Annotated in this window: 18 protein-coding genes; 9 read left to right on the top strand and 9 right to left on the bottom strand. The window is 45.6% G+C overall.

The genetic code is table 11. The features are described from left to right. The first annotated feature begins 32 nt into the window (after positions 1-32). A complete protein-coding gene (locus tag HFD99_RS15505) occupies positions 33-509 on the top strand; it encodes an RNA polymerase sigma factor (RefSeq protein ID WP_123797639.1) in 477 nt (158 codons plus the stop codon). A 131-nt stretch (positions 510-640) separates the two neighbouring features. Here the strand turns inward: HFD99_RS15505 and HFD99_RS15500 are convergent, their stop codons facing one another. The 9 genes from HFD99_RS15500 to HFD99_RS15460 all read right to left on the bottom strand — a co-directional run bounded on the left by HFD99_RS15500 (position 641) and on the right by HFD99_RS15460 (position 11197). Next, positions 641-1921: an apiosidase-like domain-containing protein gene (locus tag HFD99_RS15500; protein ID WP_123797638.1), complete on the bottom strand. Its 1281-nt coding sequence runs from the start codon at positions 1919-1921 to the stop codon at positions 641-643. A 75-nt stretch (positions 1922-1996) separates the two neighbouring features. After that, complete coding sequence (locus HFD99_RS15495) at positions 1997-3298, bottom strand: PTS sugar transporter subunit IIC (protein WP_123797637.1); 1302 nt, start codon at positions 3296-3298, stop codon at positions 1997-1999. Positions 3299-3452: 154 nt separating this feature from the next. Continuing rightward, the gene (locus HFD99_RS15490; RefSeq protein ID WP_017428674.1) at positions 3453-3752 is read right to left on the bottom strand and encodes a PTS sugar transporter subunit IIB; all 300 of its coding nucleotides are present in this window, start codon (positions 3750-3752) and stop codon (positions 3453-3455) included. Next, the gene (locus HFD99_RS15485) at positions 3749-4105 is read right to left on the bottom strand and encodes a PTS lactose/cellobiose transporter subunit IIA (protein ID WP_016819955.1); all 357 of its coding nucleotides are present in this window, start codon (positions 4103-4105) and stop codon (positions 3749-3751) included. Before HFD99_RS15485 ends, HFD99_RS15490 begins: the two co-directional genes overlap by 4 nt. A 187-nt stretch (positions 4106-4292) precedes the next feature. Continuing rightward, complete coding sequence (locus HFD99_RS15480; protein WP_123797636.1) at positions 4293-6239, bottom strand: BglG family transcription antiterminator; 1947 nt, start codon at positions 6237-6239, stop codon at positions 4293-4295. Positions 6240-6371: 132 nt separating this feature from the next. After that, positions 6372-7913 carry a glycerol kinase GlpK gene (glpK, locus tag HFD99_RS15475; protein WP_123797635.1) on the bottom strand — a complete coding sequence of 514 codons (1542 nt, stop codon included), beginning with the start codon at positions 7911-7913 and terminating at the stop codon, positions 6372-6374. Between the two features lie 15 nt (positions 7914-7928). Beyond that, the gene (locus tag HFD99_RS15470) at positions 7929-8864 is read right to left on the bottom strand and encodes a transketolase family protein (RefSeq protein WP_019688559.1); all 936 of its coding nucleotides are present in this window, start codon (positions 8862-8864) and stop codon (positions 7929-7931) included. Positions 8865-8867: 3 nt separating this feature from the next. After that, positions 8868-9713, bottom strand: a complete 846-nt coding sequence (locus HFD99_RS15465) for a transketolase (RefSeq protein WP_123797634.1) — start codon at positions 9711-9713, stop codon at positions 8868-8870. Positions 9714-9736: 23 nt separating this feature from the next. Beyond that, on the bottom strand, positions 9737-11197 hold the full coding sequence (locus HFD99_RS15460) for an L-fucose/L-arabinose isomerase family protein (protein WP_016819960.1): 1461 nt from the start codon (positions 11195-11197) through the stop codon (positions 9737-9739). Between the two features lie 427 nt (positions 11198-11624). Here HFD99_RS15460 and HFD99_RS15455 point away from each other — a divergent pair, with 427 nt between their 5' ends. The 8 genes from HFD99_RS15455 (at position 11625) to HFD99_RS15420 (ending at position 20798) form a co-directional block, all read left to right on the top strand. Further along, a complete protein-coding gene (locus HFD99_RS15455; RefSeq protein WP_167440947.1) occupies positions 11625-13064 on the top strand; it encodes a 6-phospho-beta-glucosidase in 1440 nt (479 codons plus the stop codon). Between the two features lie 275 nt (positions 13065-13339). Further along, positions 13340-14170 (top strand): BglG family transcription antiterminator LicT, encoded by an 831-nt coding sequence (gene licT, locus HFD99_RS15450; protein WP_123797633.1) that lies wholly within the window; start codon positions 13340-13342, stop codon positions 14168-14170. Positions 14171-14418: 248 nt separating this feature from the next. Beyond that, a complete protein-coding gene (locus HFD99_RS15445) occupies positions 14419-16308 on the top strand; it encodes a beta-glucoside-specific PTS transporter subunit IIABC (RefSeq protein WP_031462201.1) in 1890 nt (629 codons plus the stop codon). A 218-nt stretch (positions 16309-16526) separates the two neighbouring features. Continuing rightward, positions 16527-18017 (top strand): alanine/glycine:cation symporter family protein, encoded by a 1491-nt coding sequence (locus tag HFD99_RS15440; RefSeq protein WP_123797632.1) that lies wholly within the window; start codon positions 16527-16529, stop codon positions 18015-18017. A gap of 153 nt (positions 18018-18170) precedes the next feature. Continuing rightward, the gene (locus HFD99_RS15435; RefSeq protein ID WP_123797631.1) at positions 18171-18776 is read left to right on the top strand and encodes a bifunctional transcriptional activator/DNA repair enzyme AdaA; all 606 of its coding nucleotides are present in this window, start codon (positions 18171-18173) and stop codon (positions 18774-18776) included. Continuing rightward, positions 18757-19290 carry a methylated-DNA--[protein]-cysteine S-methyltransferase gene (locus HFD99_RS15430; protein ID WP_123797630.1) on the top strand — a complete coding sequence of 178 codons (534 nt, stop codon included), beginning with the start codon at positions 18757-18759 and terminating at the stop codon, positions 19288-19290. Before HFD99_RS15435 ends, HFD99_RS15430 begins: the two co-directional genes overlap by 20 nt. A gap of 14 nt (positions 19291-19304) precedes the next feature. Next, positions 19305-20120: an SPL family radical SAM protein gene (locus HFD99_RS15425; protein ID WP_123797629.1), complete on the top strand. Its 816-nt coding sequence runs from the start codon at positions 19305-19307 to the stop codon at positions 20118-20120. 60 nt (positions 20121-20180) lie between these two features. Continuing rightward, positions 20181-20798 carry a DNA-3-methyladenine glycosylase family protein gene (locus HFD99_RS15420; RefSeq protein WP_123797628.1) on the top strand — a complete coding sequence of 206 codons (618 nt, stop codon included), beginning with the start codon at positions 20181-20183 and terminating at the stop codon, positions 20796-20798. Positions 20799-20810 lie beyond the last annotated feature (12 nt).

Genomic DNA, 20810 nt, shown 5'->3' with positions numbered 1-20810 from the left:
AACCCATCGAAATAGAAAGGATAAGCAATAATATGGACATTAAAGATCTAGAAGATCTATATTTATCTCATAAATCAGAACTCCTTGGCTATCTTTTGAGAATAGTGCATAACAAACAGGATGCCGAAGATTTGTTGCATGAATGCTTTATTCGGTTTATAAGAGCTTCCCCTGATTTGCCCGAAGATCGTATCCGATTTTATCTTTTGAGAATTGCTAAAAATTTAGCCATAGATATAATAAGAAAGCGAAAAAAGATGGAGGAATATTTCTTGCGTAAGGAGTACGTCTACTATCACTGGGATACCCCCGATTTTGAAATTCAGGATGAGGTCGATCGAATTCTTTTGATGGCAAGTAATACCGAGCAAAGGACGGTACTTAAATTGCGTGTAGTCCAAGGATACTCCATAAAAGAAACGGCTAGAATTTTAAATAAGAGTGAAAATTCAGTGAAATCTTCGCTTCACAGAGCTTCCAAACGCATTAAATTGAGATATATTTCCTGACCACGATGGAGTGCTTGCTTTTTATAACAAGAAGTAAGACAAACAGTCCCGATGAGAAATCTCGATTGCGGGGCTGTTTGTACGTTGTACATAGTAGTTGAAATGATGAAAAAGGAGGTAAGTAATCACGGTTATTTTCTTATGCCAATCAGCAAGACATCAGCTTCAAAATCATGCATCCCAATGATCGTGATTTGCTCTTGCACAGAGATTGAAGCTGTGCCAAAACGACGATTCTCCAGGTCAATGACCGTGAAGTCGTATTCACTCAAATCCACGTTTAGCTTCAGCACCGTGTTGATTGGAACGTAGATGGCGACCTTGGTGTAATCGGTGCTTACAGCCGCACGAATTTCTTCCGTATTTTTCAGCACTATGTTCCAAGGCTGCATATCTGTAATTCCATATATCCCGAAGAGCCATTTGGCCAATCCATAATCCCATGCCCCTTCAAACTTAAGTGCAGACTGCCAATCACATGGACTGTCGAATCCCTCCCCAGTTATCCCGAACCTTTTGCCTTTTCGATGCCAGCTCCAAATACCGTGGGCTCCATAGGTTATGCCCGCAGACGCCCCGGACAGAAGACTTTGCCAGGCTGCCTTACGAACATCGGCGCGGCTGAAGCGGCCATAGACTTTTCGACTGTAGCCCATTTGTTCATAACAGGGCTCCGAGTTGAGCACTGGTCGTGTGACAGGCTTATTGCAGAAATCCAGTGCGAGTGTATACGCCGTTGGTTGAAATTGTGAATTATGTCCTGACTGGTACATGTAAAAATCCAAATGGGGATCATCAATAAATTCCTCTGGCAGTGCCGCTAATCTTCCTTGAATATGCAGGGTAGTCAGACACTGCGGGCTGTGCTGTTTTATGGTATGGAGAGCAAGTCGGTAATATTGGTTGGCACGCTCGGAAGGGAAATCAGTGTCGCCACTTATAATATAAATAGGGTAGAATTTGGAGAACCGATCGGCAATGTAACGTACATAAGGTTCCACTGCCCCAAGTGGCATTTTTTTCTCCTCACGAAGCTTGGCAGCCCAGGTATCCGGGATATAATTACACCATAGTAGAACCAGTGCAGGAACAAAGCCTCTGTTCACAGCCATTTCGATCATCGTCTCGGCTCTGGTAAAGTATTCTTCGTTCGGCATATAGAAATTGAAGCTGCCATTCTCGGCATATGCGAAAGGCTCATAGTTCAAATCGCTGCCACTTGCATCCCACTGGCGCAGCAAATTGATTTGCAGGACATTGAAGCCCTGACTTTTACGGTAATCCAGATAATAGGCCCATTCCTCCAGCGTAATGTTGGTAAATGCGCTCCAAACCGTATCCGCCAAATAAAAAAAGGGGTTACCCTCATTCATGAAATATCGTTTGTTCTCAGCGATACTCAGTTGAATCAAAAGCTTCCTCTCCTAACGATTGTAATGGCAGAAGCGGCGAGCGTTTATCCGTCTCGCCGCTTCTACTTTTTTCTATTATAGAATAACAGGACTTGCTGTAGTTTCATTTGCTTGCTTGTCCAGTTGCTCCTGCGCTTCGTGTTCCTTTTTTAGAGCCTGCTTATCCAGCGCTCTAAAGAACGGGTAGTAGATCAGCATACTGATCGGAATGAGTACCAATTGTGCGGCGGCTAGTTTCCAACTGCCCTCAATGAAGCCCAGAGCAAAGATAGGGGTGCCGAAAGGCGGGTAAATTCCGATGGGTGCAGGCAACAAGCCGATGTTGGTGGCAATATAGCCGAGTACCGCACAAATGATGGGAGCAACGATAAACGGAATGGCTAGCAACGGGTTCAATACCATTGGAATTCCGAAGATCAGCGGCTCGTGAATGGAGAAAAAGGTACCCGGAAGACCAAGCTTGCCGATCGTGCGAAGCTGCTTGCTCTTGGCCAGGAAAACCAATAGCAGAGCAAATCCAAGCATCGGTGCATAGTTGCAGTAGATGGACCAGAAGGCCAGACCGATAGTGTTCGGAAGTGGAGCGCCTGCCTGGAAAGCGTCAAGGTTGGCCAGATCCAGACTCATCCAGATGGGCTTAACGATAGCGAGTATAACAATTGCACCGTGAATTCCGAACATCCACAGAGCCTGCATAATGATCAGCGCGATAATTAAAGCGCCGAGTGATCCGCCCAATCCTTCCAGTGGTATTTGGAGATAAGTGTAGATAAAATCGTGAACTGTACCAAATGGGGTCTGCATGAACAAACCAGCAACGATAACAAACACAAGGGCTACTAAGACAGCTGGGATCAAGCCTGAGAAGGTTTTGACAACGGTAGGCGGGACCCCGTCAGGCATTTTAATCGTCCAATTGCGGTCAACAATCCAAATATACAACCGTGCAGCAATCAAACCGACGATCATGGCAACGAACAATCCCTGCGCGCCGAGCCATTGAAGTGGCCAGGCACGAACTTTATCAAAGGTTTGGATCGGTGTAACGATAAGAAAAGAGAGAAGAGCGGTTGCCGCTGGCACAAGGGGGTCCTTGTCAAAAGCTTGCGCCAGTCTGTAGGCGATAAAAAATACCGCATACAGTGCAATGATGCCAGTGGTCATTGTCGATGCCAACCCGATTATAGCCTTTACGGGTGCAATAAGATTCTGGTAAGGCTCCCAAGCAAGTGCAGAGAAGAGGGTTGCAAATGCTCCGATAATCAGAAAAGGAAGGGTGGACATCAGCCCGTTGGAAATTGCGCTCATGTAACGGTTTTGCTGAATTGTACCCGCCACTTTTTGAAGCTTATAAGAGAATTTTTGTTGGTTAGCCATATTTATTCAACTCCTACGATAGGCTTTCATCCGCCTATATAATAACTTAGAGAACGCTTTCATTTGGCGAAACACCATGCAGAATATCATATATCGTTGCCCGATTTGACCAACCTTCTTGTTCGGTCTGGTGATGAGCATCTGACTCTGAGCTTTACAGCTTAAGCGCGTCTCCTAGCACTTTTTCGCCGTTCATCATTCCATAGTCTACTATATTGATAACACTTACCTTAATGCCTTTAGGTTCATATTTTGCCTTGAAATCATCCTGCAGGTAGCCGACCTGTGGTCCAATTAGCAGTATATCTGTCTTGTCGGCATATTCTTTAAACGAACTTTCGGAAGTAGCCCTGATTTCAACCTCAAGGTTTTGTGCTTGTGCCGCCTTTTGCATTTTCTGTACCAGCATACTTGTAGACATTCCTGCAGCACATACGAGTGTAATTTGTTTCATCCGTTGTTCCCTCCATTGGAAGTGTGATTTGTGATATCTTCATAGCGATTCAATCTGTTATAAAGCTCAATCATATGTCCCGCCAGATCTTTAGTTGTGATGGCTGACATAAGGTGATCTTGAGCATGTACCATAAGCAGTGTGACTTCGTGGGCGGTTCCGCCAGCTTCCTGTTGAATCAGTCTCGTTTGTGATTTATGAGCTTTAACCAACTCGGCTTTGCTTTCTTCAAGCCGCTCTGCCGCCAACTGGGTGTTACCCTTTTGAGCAAGAGCGATTGCTTCCATCGCTTTACTCTTGGCAACACCTGAGTTGGTGATAATTCCCATAATGATTTCTTGATACTCCTCCATCTCGTTCACCTCATGCTTTTTTCTCTTTAACTTACAGTTTCAGTGTATAGGTTTACTGCCAAGATCTAAACCCAAGTCTTTTCCGCCAGTAGCGGAAATTCATTCATTGCTGCTACTCTTCCAATTTAAAAAGCTCCGAAGCAGCACCTGTTCTGTGATATCAGCCGGATGCACTGCGGAGCTTGATTCAATACAGCTTATACGTAACGATAATCCTGGAGAATTCCTCGTACGTTTCGCATTTTAACATCTGCTGGACGATATCCGAATTGTCGACCAGTTCCATGAGATGGTTATACATTTTAGCGGGTGGCTCTTTACCGTTTCTTTCAATGCTGAGAAGACAGATGAACTGCACCGGTTTGTCGCCCCACTCGATAGGTTGTTGAAGGGTGCAGACCGCCCATACGGTTTGATTGCTTTGCGGAATGATAGGGTGAGGAATGGCTACCAAATTTCCGTAAGCCGTGGGTGCGGCCTGTTCTCGTTCCAGAACGAGTCCAATAAAACCTTCGGCAGAGCGGATCAGCCCTTCAGCATATATTTTTTGGCCCAGAAATGAGATGACCTCTTCCTTGGTGGTAAAATTTTGTCTCAGAAATACGAGTTCCTTCCGGATGTAGTGAAAATCAAACTCGGCTTCACCAGCCAGCAAACTTTCAATTTTATCCATATCGCTGCCGCCAAGAAGAGTATGCACGACCACGACTGGAACCGATAATGGCAGCTGAATGGGAATGGTGCTCACCACGAAATCAATGTCATGGAGGGGAACCTGCTGAAGCTTGTAATATTCCGTTGTACCCGCCACTTCAAGCGAGCTACCAAAAGTGCTTTGCAGTTTGTACTTGAGCAGCCGGGCGCTTCCGACTCCTGAAGTGCAGACGACCAGACAGCGTTTTGGCCGGGTGTTCATACGCTGTCGTTCGATGGCTGCCCCGATATGAATGGCGAGATAGCCCATCTCTGCTTCCGGGATGGCAATATTCAGCTTGCTCTCGATCAGCTTGGCACCAATAACTCCCGCTTGAAAAGCCAGAGGGTAGTTGCTCTTGACATGATCCAGCATGGGGTTTCGGATGTTCATTCCATACTTTACCCGGTTCAGCGCTGGCTTCAGATGAAGGCAGATGCCTATGAGCAGTTCTGTATCACAGCTGATGTTCAGATTCAAATCCCTGTCGATCTCGGCGAGCATTTCCTTGCCCAGTTCAAAGAGGTTCCAGTCCAGCAGCTTCTCGGGTCCCATGTCCTCTATAGGGTGTCCTTCAATTCTGACAAACCACTTGTTTCCGGCAAGATGCATGGCAATGTAGGCGATTTCATTTTCGGGAAAAGACAACTGCAATTCCTTTTCGATCAGCTCGACAATATGCTCGGCAGCCCGAAATTCATCGGTGCCCCGCAGATCTCCTATTTCCGCCGAGAGCATAGCTACCTGGTTTCCGTCACGGATGCGCTTGCAGGCGATCGCAATATGAATGGACAAATTGCTGAAGGCGATATCGGAGAGTGTTACTTCATATTTCTGAGTCTGTTCCAGAACGATTCCACAAATCAGCGTCATTTCGCGCGGGGTGACGATGCGTAGCGCTGCATGAAGTGTTCCGCCTTGTTCTTCGGAACGGCTCACAATAAACTCGGACAAGCAAAACCGAAGCTGGACTTCATCACCTTTCAGTTTGATTCCGTAATTTGGCCGTTTATCAATGGTGATTCCGTAGCTTTGTAGGGTTTGTTTAACCTCTTTGAAATCATTCTGCACCGTAGACTTGCTTATATATAGCTCATCTGCGAGGTCTTCCAGCTTCACATAATGATCAGCGAGCAGGAGACGCTTGATTAAATACAATTGCCGATAGCCGGGAGAACCTGGATCATCGGGCTCGCCGGACAGGAACAGCTGCTGCAGCAGCGCACGAAAGCTACGATGATCCGTAATTTTTAGTTCATATCCCCTTGAACGAACAGGTTCAATTGCTGCCCCGTGCTTGGATAGAAATTCATCTAGTTCCCGGATATCGCTGCGAATGGTACGTGAAGTAACTTGAATCAATTTGGCGAGATAATCACTTTTGACGGGAGCATCGGCAGCCAGCAAGTACTGAAGAATTGAAACCATGCGTGCATTCATTCAAGGTTTCCCCCTTTCTGTAAAGCGGAATACATGCAGTGTACATAAAAAACCTCCGATTATCCAAGTGTAACACCTGTAAAATAATCGGAAGCTTGTAGTAAGAGCTCAAAAGTAAATGAGGAAGATTCATCAACAATTAGCGGAAGAAGATGGTGTAAGCGGTTGTTCTGAACGTATTACCATTTGCACTGCATTCTGCCAACCTGCATAAAGCCGCTGGCGGCTGACTTCATCCATACTAGGGGTGTAGTGCTCATACAGATTCTGATCAGAGGTATTTCCCGTGATGATGCCTTTAGGATCTGACCAGTATCCGACACCGAGACCGCCCAGATACACAGAACCCATTGCAGACAGCTCAGCACAGGTAGAGCGGGTAACATGGGTACCCAGAATATCTGCCTGAAACTGCATGAGCCAGCTGTTAGATGAGCCCCCGCCATCCGTACGTAAACTAGTAAGGGGCACACCGGATTGTTCACGTATAAATTGAACCGCATCTCTCACTTGATACCCGATGCTCTCTAGCGCTGCGCGTACAATATGTGCTTTGCCGTTTCCACGGGTCATACCTACAATTGCAGCACGTGCAGAGGGATTCCAGTAGGGAGCACCTAAACCGACAAAAGCAGGGACCAGATATACGCCCTCATTGTCCTGCAATTCGGTGATCATGGATTGCATTTCCTCAAATGAAGAGAATAATCCTAAATTATCCCGTGTCCATTTTATACTGTCTCCGGTCGTACGTATAACAGCTTCCAATGCATAAGATACCTTTCCTGAAGCCCCCCAGGCAATCGTTGTAACCAAGCCTTCACCGCCCTGTACGGGTTGCGAACCAATATTCATAAGTACAGATGTTCCAGTCCCATATGTCGCTTTGGCATCGCCAGTATCGAAGCAACGATGCCCGTACAGTGCACCCTGTGAATCTCCGATTATCCCTGATATCGCTACTTGTTCGTCCCATAATTCCGCTTCCTGTGTATAGCCATACAAGGTATCGGATGCTTTTACCTCAGGGAGCAGGGAGGAAGGAACACCGAATATATTGCACAACTCCATATCCCAAGCCAGAGTATGAATGTTAAAAAGGGAAGTCCGGCTGGCGTTACTGTAATCGGTTGCATGTATTTGACCGCCCGTAAGCTTCCATAGCAGCCAGCTGTCAATAGTCCCTGCAAGTAGTTTACCTTCAGCAAGCAATTGGGGGGCATGAGGTACATGTTCCAAAATCCAATTGAACTTGGCGGCAGAGAAATAAGGATCGAGCATTAGACCTGTCTTGGAGCGTATAATATCTTCATAGCCAGTATTCTTCAACCGTGTGCAGACCTCTGCCGTTCGCTGGCACTGCCATACAATGGCATTATAGATAGGCAAGCCAGTAGAACGGTCCCAGATCAGAGCCGTTTCTCGCTGATTCGTAATGGTTACTGCGGCCAGCGAGGAAGGAGAAAGCCCTGCTTTCTCCAGTACGCCTTTCGCAGCAATAAGTACATTATGATATATCTCAAGCGGGTCGTGTTCAACCCAGCCCGGCTGTGGGTAATATTGTTTGTGCTCCAAAGAATAACGGGTAATCACTTCGCCTTGCTGATTAACCAGCAGTGTTTTGGTTCCGGAAGTGCTTTGATCGATCGCCAGAATATAGGTCTCGGTATTCATTACAGCTACAGCTCCTTACTTGTTCATCAATTCGAGCACAATCTTGCTGATATTCTCAGAGGTAAGTCCATAATGTTCAAAGACTTCAGCTGTTTTGCCAGCAATCGCTGGCTCATCCGGTATGCCCAGCATTTTCATAGGAACCGGTTGATGTTGAACCACCACTTCTGCTACAGCGGCACCCAAGCCTCCGAATACACTATGCTCCTCTACGGTGACAATACCTCCCGTTTCCCGGGCTGCGGCGATGATCGCTTCCTCATCAAGTGGCTTGATGGTGTGCATATTGAGAACACGAGCTTTAATACCCATCTGCCCCAGCAACTCAGCCGCATCCAGAATGATACGGACGGTCTCACCAGCGCCAATCAGGGTAATATCTGATCCTTCTTGTAGGGTAACAGCTTTCCCAATCTCAAACGGATAATCATCGGACGGATAGACATCCTCAACAGCATTACGTCCGATCCTTACATATGCGCCTCCTTCATGCTGAACCAGCGCTTCGGTCATTTTCTTGGTTTCATGACGATCGGCGGGGAGTAAGACCATCAAACCAGGAATCGCTCGCGCCACAGCAATATCCTGGACAGAGTGATGGGACATCCCTAGTGCACCGTAGCTAACACCACCGCTTATCCCAATCAGCTTTACATTGGTTCCGGAATAGGCTACATCTACCTTGATCTGCTCAATACTACGCATGCTTAGGAAGCAGGCAGGAGAGGTGACGAACGGCTTTTTACCGCTGTGTGCGAGTCCAGCAGACATACCGACGATATTTTGCTCGGCAATGCCTACCTCCACAAATTGTTCCGGATAGGCATCGGCAAAGGGAGCCATAGCAGCAGAGCCGCGAGAATCACTAGCCAACACCATAATATCCCGATCCTCTTTGGCAAGGCTAAGCAGCGTTTCACAGATGACCTGACGATTTGGGATTTTGTTCATTGTTTATCTCACCTGTCCTTTCCCGGATAATTCGTCTATTTCTTGTGTCAGTTCCGCCAGTGCGCGTTCAAGTTCATCATCACTTGGAATACGGTGATGCCAGCCTGGAACACCCTCGGCAAAGGATACACCTTTTCCCTTGATCGTGTTTGCCAGCACCAACGTTGGTTTGCCTTCAATTTCAGGGACATTGCGGAATGTATGGATCAGTTCCTCCATGCTGTTGCCGTCAATGGAGATCACGTTCCAGCCGAAAGCGGCCCACTTTTCCTCCAGGGGTTCAAGTCCCATAACCTCCTCGGTTGTACCGCTAATTTGCAGGCCGTTGCGGTCAATGATACCGACAAGATTATCCAGTTTGTAATGGGCACCTGCCATAGCAGCTTCCCAATTGGAGCCTTCCGCTTGCTCCCCGTCACCCATGAGACAGAATACACGGTAGGATCGCCCGTCACGCTTGGCAGCCAGTGCTATACCGACTGAGATGGGGAGGCCATGGCCCAATGCGCCTGTATTCATTTCAATACCGGGAACTTTATTGTTCGGATGTCCAATCAGACGGGTTCCGAACTGGCTATAGGTTTCCAGTTCTTCTTTAGGGAAGAAACCAAGGTCTGCCAGAATACACCATAAAGACTCGACGGAATGTCCCTTGCTGGCAATAAAGCGGTCACGTTCCTCCCATTTAGGATTAGTGATATCAATATTCATGATTTCGTAGTATAGGGCGGTGAGTATATCCGTATTGCTCAGCGAGCCTCCTGTATGCCCTGTTTTGGCACGATGAATAATGGTGAGCAGGTCCTTACGGATTTGTGCGGCTTTGATTTTCAAGTCTAGGATTTCCATAGTGCCCTCCTAAAATAATATAGTTAAACCAGAATACCCGACTTGGTGACAGCGAGATCGGAACCACGCAACCAGCGTTGAATTTCCTGTTCGGTAGGATCTACCGGATCTGCCGTGACACCTGGAAGGTAATTGCAGGCCTCGTACAGAGCCGGGATGACATTAGCATGAATGCCAACAGAGTGATGGACGTAAGGACCTTTGACGAGCTTTTCTTCCCATAACGGCCAGTCGTTGACCTCTACCCAAACATACGAGCCGCGGGTATAAGGTCCCTCAATTCCTTTAGCTTTGCCGAGGAAAATGGAATAATCTCCATGATCACCATCAAAACGGGCGATGGTCATGCCGCCGCCTTTGATTTGTCCTTCATGTGTGCCTGGTGCGTGATCATCGAACAGGAAGTGCTTGCGTAGTTTGGGTTTGTTCTCAATAGACATGGATACTGGAAAGTTCCCGCAGTGGAAAAGAAGCTCTCCATTGTCATTCTCAGGATGACGTACCGTAATATCAGCGAAAAAAGTGGGGAGTTCGTTCATCGCAGCCGCTTGTACCATAACCGAAGTAATTGCTCCGTGAATATCGGTTTCGCAGGTGACCGGAATTTGTTCATCTGTCAAAATGGCATTGGCCAGACAAGGCATAATTCCCATAGCTTCCTGGAGGGAGGACCAGCATTGGATCGCGATGGCTGTACTTCCCGTTTCGATAGCGTAGGATTTCATGGCTACTTTAAGTGCAGCAATGCGTCTGATATCTTCTTCGGTGACTTCACTGTAGTCCAGCTTCTCTTTGATATAATCAATCGCTTCTGAAAGTTCAGCACTGCTCCCGGCTGCAATTTTCTTTGAACGCAGCTGAATATCTACTAGCGTAATTGGATGAATCTCAATACCGAATCGCTCCAACAGCTCCCCTTCATTGCAGATCATAGTCCAAAAGGAAGCAGGACGAGGACCTATCTGGAGAATTCGTAAACTTTTGAACTGTCGTACTACATTGGCAGCCGAGATAAAATTGTTAAAGCCTCGTTCAAATACCGGATCGGCTACACGACTGTTTGTGATATAGGTAAAAGGGACATTAAAGCGGCGAAGCACCTTTCCGCTAGCGAACAATCCACACTGGGTGTCCCGTAATCTCATGCCGTCGGCCAACGGAGCCTCATCACGTGGACCCCACAATAGAACCGGCTTGCCAAGTGCCTTGCCCACACGGGCAACCGTATCCTCGGTACCAAAATTACAGTGGGGGAAGAAAACGGCGTCCACTTCCTCTTCCTTGAAACGTTTGATAATCAAGTCCGCATTAATATGGTCGTCATACAGCAAACCTTCCTCATTAAGCCCTTCCAAATCCACGATATCAATGTTCATTCCGAAGCTCTCGATTTGTTGGCGAATGGCAACTTTGTAGCGGAATGCATCTTCAGCACTGAAGGTGAATCGTCGAGTAGGCGCATAACCCAGTTTCAGCTTTTTCATGAATAACTCTCCTTGTACTAGAAGTAAACAAATTAAAATTTCACTAAACAAAACTGAATTGTAGTGGATAAATTATATAAATTTTTATTTTCAAAGTCATCGTATCACCTCTGTAAACCGCTGTCAATTAGCTTGTTTATAAAAAATTAGTTGTTTAGTTTAGTTATTTTGCGAAAATAAACTAAAAATTCGTATTTTGTTTAGAGTGAATAGCGTATGTATCATATCTATTAAATTTGACAGGCTCCTAAATCTTTGTTAGAGTTTCAATCAAATATGAATAACCTTTTCATGGGATGTTACCGTTAGGGCATAACCTGAATCGGCTTGTTTACACCGCAAGTGTAACCAGGCTGGTTTGGGTTTTTTTATTATTCATCTCCCTTTCTGTACACCCTTTTATCACACATTTGGAAGGAGAACGTTTATGTCCAGTTATATTTTTCCTAAAGACTTTTTATGGGGCGGTGCTCTTGCAGCCAACCAGGCCGAGGGGGCTTATTTGGAAGACGGTAAAGGATTGAGCCTGGTGGATCTGCTGCCTACCGGAGAGAAGAGAAGAAGCATAATGAAAGGGAATGTTCCTTCGCTAACCCCACTTGAAAGCGAATTCTATCCTTCCCATGAAGCCATTGACTTCTATCACCAATATCGCGAGGATATTGCACTATTTGCAGAAATGGGTTTCAAAGCACTGCGTGTTTCCATTGCCTGGGCTCGTATTTTTCCAACTGGAGAAGACGCTACTCCCAATGAGGCGGGGCTGCAATTTTACGATGATTTGTTCGATGAATTGCATAAACATGGCATTCAGCCGGTTGTGACCCTTGCTCATTTTGACGTGCCGGTAGCTCTGATCGAGAAGTACGGAAGCTGGCGCAACCGGAAACTGGTTGGTCTGTTTGAAACCTATGCCAAAACCGTATTCACTCGTTACAAGGATAAAGTGAAATACTGGATGACGTTTAATGAAATCAACATGCTGCTCCACTTGCCGTTTCTCGGTGCAGGGCTTGTATTCCAAGAAGGCGAAAACGTTAAACAAATTCAGTACCAGGCTGCGCATCATCAGCTTGTTGCAAGCGCGCTGGCTGTAAAAGCATGTCACGAGATCATTCCAGATGCGAAAATTGGCTGTATGCTTGCTGCTGGAAGCTTCTATCCGTATACATGTAATCCCGAAGATGTGTATCAGGGGATGGAAAAAGACCGCGAGTCCTACTTCTTCATTGATGTACAGTCACGCGGCGAATATCCTGGTTATGCCAAACGCTTCTTCAAGGATCATGGACTAAACATCGAGATGGAATCCGGCGACGCAGCCATTTTGAAAGACCATACCGTCGACTACATCGGATTTAGCTATTATTCGAGCCGGACAACCAGCACAGACCCGGAAGTTGTCAAAAATATGACCAGTGGTAATGTATTCGGTTCCGTGGCTAATCCATATTTGGACAAATCCGAATGGGGCTGGACGATCGATCCAAAAGGATTCCGCATTACAGCCAACCAATTGCATGACCGTTACCAAAAGCCTCTTTTCGTAGTGGAAAATGGCTTTGGTGCCAATGACGTGGTTTCACCTGAAGGAGAAGTGAATGACGATTACCGAATCGACTATCTCAAGCGACATGTTGCTGAAATGGGTGAGGCTCTTCAAGACGGCGTCGAAATTATCGGTTACACCAGCTGGGGACCTATTGATATTGTCAGCGCATCCTCTGGAGAAATGAAAAAACGCTATGGTTACATTTATGTAGACCGTGACAATGAAGGCAACGGTACGTTGAAACGTATTAAAAAGAAAAGCTTTGACTGGTATAAAAACGTAATTCATTCCGATGGTGAAAATCTCGGCGAATAGTCGTACGACAAGAAAATAGGATCGGACGTCCTGAATCAACGGGAATTTCCGATCCTCGTTTCTCAATTGAAAGCGTTGACAATCGTTCCTTTTCGGGCTATACTTGACGCAATTCCATCATTTTTAGGATTGTTACTGCAGAGCAGGCAAAACCTAAGCAACGAATAAGCGGATTTTACAGTCTTGTTTATTTGGCGTGCTTCGGTTTTTTTTGTTTGCAATAAAGTGGATGGAGCATGAGTGGCTCTTGCTGGCATATGGAACGGGGGATCGAGATGAATATAGCAAAGGTCATCAACAACAATGTAATTAGTGTTTACCAGACAGACGGTACTGAACTCGTAGTCATGGGTCGGGGGATTGCTTTTAAGAAAAAGCCTGGAGACACAGTAGATGAAACCAGAATTCAGAAGGTATTTGCGCTGAAAAACAAGCAGACATCCGATAACTTCAAAATGCTGCTGCGTGAGGTACCGCTGGATTTGATTGTGATTGTGGAGGAAGTCATTAATGACGCCAAGCATAATCTGAACAGAAAGCTGAACGAAAATATTTATGTTTCTCTGACCGACCATATCAATTTCGCTATTGAAAGGTACCGGGAAGGACTAGAAATCAAAAACGCGTTATTGTGGGAAATCAAGCAGCTGTACAGAGAAGAATTCGCGATTGGTCTAAGAACGCTGGAACAAATTAAACAAAAGCTCGATATTGAACTGCCTGTGGATGAAGCGGCTTATATTGCCCTTCACATTGTGAATGCTGAAATGAATGAGGAAGTCATTACGACCATGAGCATTACGAAGTTTATCCAGCAAATTATCAATATCGCAAAGTACCACTTTAAGGTTGATTTTGACGAGGATTCTCTAAGTTATTTCCGCTTTATTACGCATCTGAAATTTTTCGCTCAGCGCGTATTTAAGGGAAATCACTATGAAAATAACTATGATCATTTATATGACTTGATTAAGGAAAAGCACAAGGATGCAGCCGCTTGTACGGAGAAAATCGGAACTTTCGTTAAAAAAGAATACAATCATGAATTGACGAACGAAGAAAAGTTGTATTTGACTGTACACATTGAACGAGTGGTGAACAGATAAGCTAAACTTTTTATTCGAAAAGAATCAAAATAAATGTTTAAATGTTTTTGTTGACAAATATGGTATATTAAATGTATTATGTGAGTAACAGGAATTTAATAAGTTTTAACTGGGATTGTTACTGGTTATGCAGGCAAAACCTAAGTCATGAAAAATCGCGGGACTCAAGTGCCCACCATTTTTCAAGGCTTAGGTTTTTTGTGTGCCTAAATATGTAAAAAGCCCCTTAGAACATGGAGGTGTCCATCATGAGTTATGAAAAACTGGCTAAAGAAATTGTGCACCTGGTAGGCGGGGAAAAAAATGTAGTATCGCTCGTACACTGCGCCACGCGCCTGCGTTTTGTGCTAAAAGATGAGGCGAAAGCAGATAAGGCAAAGCTGGAGAAAACCGATGGAATTATTACGGTCAAGCAGAGCGGTGGCCAGTTCCAGGTTGTGGTCGGCAACAAAGTACCAGAAGTATATAGTGCCATCGGCCAAGTATCCAACATTTTGAATGAAACTGGAAAAGAAGAGAACTCAACTAAAGGCAAAAAAGGATTTGGCGCTGTAATTGACGTAATTTCCAGCATTTTTGCACCATTGCTCGGAGTTATGGCGGGGTCCGGTATTTTGAAAGGTCTGCTGCTGATTGCGAGCAACCTCGGCTGGTTGGTTCCGAAAGACACTACTTATATGATTTTGTATGCTGCGGCCGACAGCTTGTTTTATTTCCTGCCGCTCTTGTTAGCGGTTACAACGGCACGGAAATTCGGAGGTAATATCTTCGTTGCTTTGACCATTGCCGGAGGGCTGCTTTACCCGACGATTGTCACGCTGAAAACAGAAGGTACAGCAACAGACTTTTTCGGTATTCCTATTGTGATGATGAGTTATTCATCAACCGTTATCCCGATTATTTTAGCCGTTATCGTCATGAGTAAGCTGGAAAAATGGTGCAATCGACTGATCCATGAGAGCGTCAAAAACTTTATTACACCTTTGATTCTACTTGTAATTATGCTTCCTCTGACTCTGATGGTTTTTGGTCCAGTTGGGGTGTATGTGGGCAATGCAATCGCTACCGCGCTCGTTGCTGCGTTCAGCTTTAGTCCGCTGCTGGCTGGAGCAATTCTTGGTGCTTGCTGGCAGTTGCTCGTTATTTTCGGTGTTCACTGGGGTCTTGTACCTGTATTTATTAATAACATTGCTGTTAACGGCAGAGACGGTATTAAGCCTGCTGCTTCGGCTTCCATCTTTGCTCAAACCGGTGCAGCGTTTGGTGTCATGCTGAAAACGAAAAATAAAAAGCTGAAAACGCTGGCAGGTTCTGCTACACTTACCGCTTTGTTCGGTATTACAGAGCCAGCGGTCTATGGGGTTACGCTGCCACTGAAGCGCCCGTTTATTGCTGGTGTTATCGGCGGTGCTGTCGGTGGTGCCATTATCGGCCAAGCGGGGACGCAAGCATTTGCCTCCGGCGCACCTGGGTTGCTGACTTTGCCGATCTTTTACGGCCCTGGCGGACAAGGCTTCCCAGGATTGATTCTAGGGATTACTGTTTCATTCTTGGTTTCGGCTATCTTGACTTATATTTTAGGCTTCGAAGATCCAGTTGAAGAGGAAGAAACCGCTGACAACTCGGCTAAAGAATCGACTTCTACAGTTACCGTTTCTAACGAAGAGGTGCTAAGCCCGATTGAAGGAACGGTGGTCGCTCTGTCGGAGGTTCCCGATCCTGCGTTTGCTTCGGAAGCTATGGGTAAAGGTATCGCCATCCAGCCGACAACAGGCAGAGTCGTAGCTCCGTTCGACGGAACTATTACTGTAGCGTTCAAGAAAAAACATGCGCTTGCAGTGGTCTCGCATCACGGAGCAGAAGTTTTAATTCACGTTGGGGTAGATACAGTCAAGCTGGACGGTAAACATTTTACTTCCTATATCAAAGAAGGCGATCAAGTAAAAGCAGGAGATTTGCTACTCGAATTTGATGTTGAGCAAATCAAGGCAGAGGGTTATCCTACGATTACGCCAGTTATCATCACAAATTCTTCTGAATATACGGAAATCCTCCCCATCCCTCAAGGGCAGGTAACGGAGCAAGCACCGTTGTTGAAACTGTCTAGCGCTCCAAATGAGCAAGCAGGCAACGCTTGAAATCTTAAGTAAGGACCAAGCTCTGATGATCCGCATTCACGGATCATCAGAGCTTTTTTGTCGTTCTATTATGCCGGATAAGTCTATTTGTAATTGACAATATGTCAATTAAATTAGCTTGTACGGTTGTAAAAACTAATATATAATTTTTTGTAATTATGCAAATTTTCTGAAAACATAGACTAGATGAATTGATGGATCAGGGGGAAATACAAGGAATGTTAGAGAAGTGGGCAGAGGCAGTAAATGGTGTCATTTGGAGCAATCCTGTGGTATATGTCTGTTTGGGCGTGGGGCTATTATTTTCAATCATGACTCGATTTTTACAAATTAGGCATTTCAAAGAGATGATTCGCCTTGTCTTTAAAGGAAAAAGCTCAGAGGCAGGAGTTTCTTCTTTTCAAGCCTTTACGATGGCGCTATCGGGACGTGTAGGGACGGGGAACATTGCTGGGATTGCATTGGCAGTCGGTATGGGGGGGCCTGGAGCAATATTTTGGATGTGGGTCATGGCCTTTATCGGGTCGGCTACTGCGTTTGTTGAATCTACACTGGCTCAGGTATATAAGGTAAAGCGTGATGGTCAGTACCGAGGCGGCCCGGCTTTTTATATTGAAAAAGGAACAGGCTTAAAATGGTTTGCCGTTATTTTTGCGGTAGTAGCGTTGGTCGCTATGTGTTTGTTGATGCCAGGAACTCAATCGAACTCCATCGCCGTAGCTTTTCATAGTTCGTTTGGTATGGATATGAAGGTTTCTGGGATATTAGTAGTCGTGTTGCTGGCGCTTATCATTTTTGGCGGTGTCAAAAGAATTGCCAATGTGGCTCAGGTTGTCATACCGTTTATGGCACTAGGCTACATCCTTGTCTCTTTCTATATTATGATGACGAACATTACTGCGCTTCCCGAGGTATTTGCCCTGATCTTTCGCAGTGCTTTTGGTGTAGATTCAGTGTTCGGAGGTATAGCAGGGACAGCCATTGCCTGGGGTGTAAAACGAGGCATTTATTCTAATGAAGCGGGACAAGGTTCTGGCGCGCATCCGGCAGCAGCCGCAGAAGTGTCCCATCCAGCAAAACAGGGGCTGGTTCAAGCCTTTTCCGTGTATGTAGATACTTTTTTAGTCTGTACGTCCACGGCTTTCATGGTCTTGTTTACAGGGATGTACAACGTGAAGGGACCGGGTGGGGGTTATATTGTACAGCATCTCCCGGGTGTTGAAGAAGGAACACAATATACACAGGCTGCTATTGAATCGGTATTCCCGGGCTTCGGCTCAAGTCTCTTGTCCATAACCTTGTTCTTTTTCGCATTTACCACCATTATTGCGTATTATTACATCGCTGAAACGAATATGGCCTACCTGATTGCCGACCGTAAAGCCAAATGGCCTATGTTCCTGTTAAAGTTGGTTATTCTGGGTTCGACGTTTTATGGAACGGTCGTCAAAGAATCGGCCTTGGCGTGGACACTAGGGGATATGGGCGTCGGTATTATGATGTGGGTGAATCTGATTGCTATGATTCTCCTGGCCAAGCCTGCGCTTCTCGTGCTTAAGGATTACGAGCGGCAACGGCGCCAAGGGCTAGACCCGGTATTTGACCCGAAGCAGGCGGGAATTTCAAATGCAGATTATTGGTCACAGGCATATCAGCATCCTTCAGATGAGTTGAAGATCACGGTTGAACCAGGTAAGCTCCAAGCCTAATTAAGATAGATTACTACATTTAAAGGTGGCTCCTCATGGAGTCATCTTTTTTCATTATCTTGCCTTTACATTCCAAAAGGGGTACATATGTTCAGTGTTTAGTTTATAATTTAGGTATGAGGCAGGGTACATTGCACAAGAGGGGAGATTGAAATGAGAACATCCGATTTATCCATAACAGACGAGAAGTGGAGAGCTATTATAGAAAATGACAAGTCTTATGACGGGGTATTTTTGTACGCTGTAAAGACAACGAGAATATTTTGTCGCCCCTCCTGCAAATCCCGACCTCCTAAAAGAGAGAACATCCGTTTATTTATATCAGCAGAGCAGGCTTTGGCTGAGTATTTTCGTCCATGCAAAAGATGTAAACCGACAGGACAACGATTGCCTGATCACGACTGGATCGCAGGAGTTGCAGAATACGTAGATTCGAACTATATGAAGGGCTTAACATTGAACGTCCTGGCAGAGATCAGTCATGGAAGTCCGTATCATTTACATCGTACCTTCAAGCGAATCATGCATGTAACTCCGATGGAATATATACAGCGTACTAGGTTGGAACAAGCGAAGAAGCTGCTTATTTGCTCACAACAATCTGTTGCGGAAGTGGGGGAGAACGTAGGTCTGTCCAATACCCCTTACTTTATTACGTTGTTTAAAAAGAATACAGGCTACACTCCATTGCAATATCGCCAACTCGAATCCATAGCAACTCAAAAAGGAGATACACAGCATGGTATATCAAATGAATAAAACGATCTATTGGTCATTATTGGTGCATGAGGATTGGAATTTATATATTGCAGCTACATCGGAAGGATTATGTTATGTTGGTTCGCTTAATCAACCTGTAGAGGAATTGCTTACATGGGCAGGAAGTCGATTTCCCGGCAGTCCTTTAGTTGAAGAGGTTACCATTTTACAGCCCTATGCCAAGGAGTTGATTGAATATTTGCAAGGGGAGCGCACACGTTTTACATTCCCCTTTGACTTTCAGGGAACTGCATTTCAAATGGCTGTGTGGAACGCGCTGTGTAATATTCCGTATGGGGAGACACAATCCTATTCAGACATTGCCAACGCTATTCAAAAGCCGAACTCTGTTCGTGCGGTAGGTACTGCTATTGGTGCTAATCCGATTTTGGTCACCATTCCTTGTCACCGGGTCATTGGTAAGAATGGAGCTTTGACCGGATATCGTGGGGGGCTGGACATGAAGGTGAAGCTTTTGCAGCTTGAAAAGAATTGCACACACAAACCAATATAGTAGTGAGGTTAGGTATGAAAAATGAGTATTACAAATCCCCCAAGACTCTTTTGAATAAAGGGACAGGCTTCTTGTCAGGGTATACACACTCGTTGAACCCGTATACCGGCTGTACCTTTGGTTGCTCTTATTGTTATGTACGCCAATTGCCAGTCTCTACGTTTCGGAGGGAAGCTTGGGGAACATGGGTTGATATTAAAAAAGAGGCGACAGATATTCTTCGCAAGGAGCTTCGCAGGGCCATATCCAAAGGTAAAGTCACGATTTTTATGTCGTCAAGCACAGATCCTTATCAGCCGGCTGAGTACAAAGAAGAGGTGACCCGATCTCTGCTGGAAGTGATGGTGGAAGATCCGGCGGATTTTCTCTTTATACAGACGCGTAGTCCGCTTGTACGACGGGATATTGATCTATTGCTTCAATTAAAGGAACGTGTACGTGTAAGTATCACTGTAGAAACAGACCGCGAGGATATACGCAAACATTTCACCCCGGAAGCTCCCCCCATCCAGGCTCGTCTTCAAACGCTGCAACTTTTAAAAGAGGCAGGTGTACCGACGCAAGCTACCATTGCTCCGATGCTGCCAAGCAGTGAGCATTTTGCAGACAAGCTCGTGTCTCTGGTCAACCGTGTCTGTATAGATGATTATTTTATGGGAGACGGCAGCGGGGGAAGACGGACGCGTAGCTTGAACATTGGTGCGCTGTATGAGTCATTGGGGCTGGAGGAATGGTATCACCCTGCTGCGTATAAGGCGGTTTATGAGCGTTTTCTTCAGGTTTTTCCGAAAGAACAGCTCTATGTGAGCAAAGAAGGATTCGAACCCTGATATGTAAGCAACTATGCCATTAAATGAAGAGTGCACCTTACAAGGAGAGCGGGAGAACCAATGGAAACGGTAATGACCAAGAACTTTGACTATGGGGAAAAGGAAATCAACTACCTAAAAACGGTAGATACCGTACTTGGTACAGCTATAACGCAAATGGGCAAGGTAGAACGCGTAATCATTCCCGACCTGTTTGCAGCGCTTGTCCATGCGATTGTGGGGCAGCTTATTTCCGCCAAGGCGGTTCAGACCATATGGACAAGGATGCAGGAGAAATTAGGCGCGATCACTCCGCAAAATATAGCCGTTCAGACGGCTCAAGATATTCAAAGCTGTGGGATCACCATGAAAAAGGCAGCATGTATCCTGAATATAGCCCAAACGATCGAGCAGGGATTGTTGGATTTACAGGAATTATATGAGCTTTCCGATACACAGGTGATCCAAAAATTATCTACGTTGCAAGGGATAGGCCCTTGGACAGCTGAAATGATGTTGATTAATTGCATGGAACGTCCGGACGTCGTCAGTTGGGGCGATATGGCTATTCGGCGGGGAATGATGAAGTTGTACCATTTAGATACACTGACCAAGCAGCAATTTGAAGAGTATCGCCAAGTGTATTCGCCTTATGGTTCAGTGGCCTCCATTTATTTGTGGAGTATTTCATTTCGTTAGTAAACAGGGAGT

The sequence above is a fragment of the Paenibacillus sp. EKM301P genome (genome assembly GCF_011800295.1).
GTDB classification, from domain to species: Bacteria; Bacillota; Bacilli; order Paenibacillales; family Paenibacillaceae; genus Paenibacillus; species Paenibacillus polymyxa.
The sequence above is the reverse complement of the archived record's forward strand: the minus strand, read 5'-3'. Positions and strand labels throughout refer to the sequence as shown.

Bases quoted from the DNA above. Each gene is read 5' to 3' on its own strand.
- HFD99_RS15495 (WP_123797637.1), bottom strand. From the start codon at position 3,298: ATGGCTAACCAACAAAAATTCTCTTATAAGCTTCAAAAAGTGGCGGGT.
- HFD99_RS15435 (WP_123797631.1), top strand. From the start codon at position 18,171: ATGAGAACATCCGATTTATCCATAACAGACGAGAAGTGGAGAGCTATT.
- HFD99_RS15460 (WP_016819960.1), bottom strand. From the start codon at position 11,197: ATGAAAAAGCTGAAACTGGGTTATGCGCCTACTCGACGATTCACCTTC.
- HFD99_RS15505 (WP_123797639.1), top strand. From the start codon at position 33: ATGGACATTAAAGATCTAGAAGATCTATATTTATCTCATAAATCAGAA.
- HFD99_RS15470 (WP_019688559.1), bottom strand. From the start codon at position 8,864: ATGAACAAAATCCCAAATCGTCAGGTCATCTGTGAAACGCTGCTTAGC.
- HFD99_RS15485 (WP_016819955.1), bottom strand. From the start codon at position 4,105: ATGGAGGAGTATCAAGAAATCATTATGGGAATTATCACCAACTCAGGT.
- HFD99_RS15445 (WP_031462201.1), top strand. From the start codon at position 14,419: ATGAGTTATGAAAAACTGGCTAAAGAAATTGTGCACCTGGTAGGCGGG.
- HFD99_RS15455 (WP_167440947.1), top strand. From the start codon at position 11,625: ATGTCCAGTTATATTTTTCCTAAAGACTTTTTATGGGGCGGTGCTCTT.
- HFD99_RS15440 (WP_123797632.1), top strand. From the start codon at position 16,527: ATGTTAGAGAAGTGGGCAGAGGCAGTAAATGGTGTCATTTGGAGCAAT.
- glpK (WP_123797635.1), bottom strand. From the start codon at position 7,913: ATGAATACCGAGACCTATATTCTGGCGATCGATCAAAGCACTTCCGGA.
- HFD99_RS15480 (WP_123797636.1), bottom strand. From the start codon at position 6,239: ATGAATGCACGCATGGTTTCAATTCTTCAGTACTTGCTGGCTGCCGAT.
- HFD99_RS15490 (WP_017428674.1), bottom strand. From the start codon at position 3,752: ATGAAACAAATTACACTCGTATGTGCTGCAGGAATGTCTACAAGTATG.
- HFD99_RS15425 (WP_123797629.1), top strand. From the start codon at position 19,305: ATGAAAAATGAGTATTACAAATCCCCCAAGACTCTTTTGAATAAAGGG.
- licT (WP_123797633.1), top strand. From the start codon at position 13,340: ATGAATATAGCAAAGGTCATCAACAACAATGTAATTAGTGTTTACCAG.
- HFD99_RS15430 (WP_123797630.1), top strand. From the start codon at position 18,757: ATGGTATATCAAATGAATAAAACGATCTATTGGTCATTATTGGTGCAT.
- HFD99_RS15420 (WP_123797628.1), top strand. From the start codon at position 20,181: ATGGAAACGGTAATGACCAAGAACTTTGACTATGGGGAAAAGGAAATC.
- HFD99_RS15465 (WP_123797634.1), bottom strand. From the start codon at position 9,713: ATGGAAATCCTAGACTTGAAAATCAAAGCCGCACAAATCCGTAAGGAC.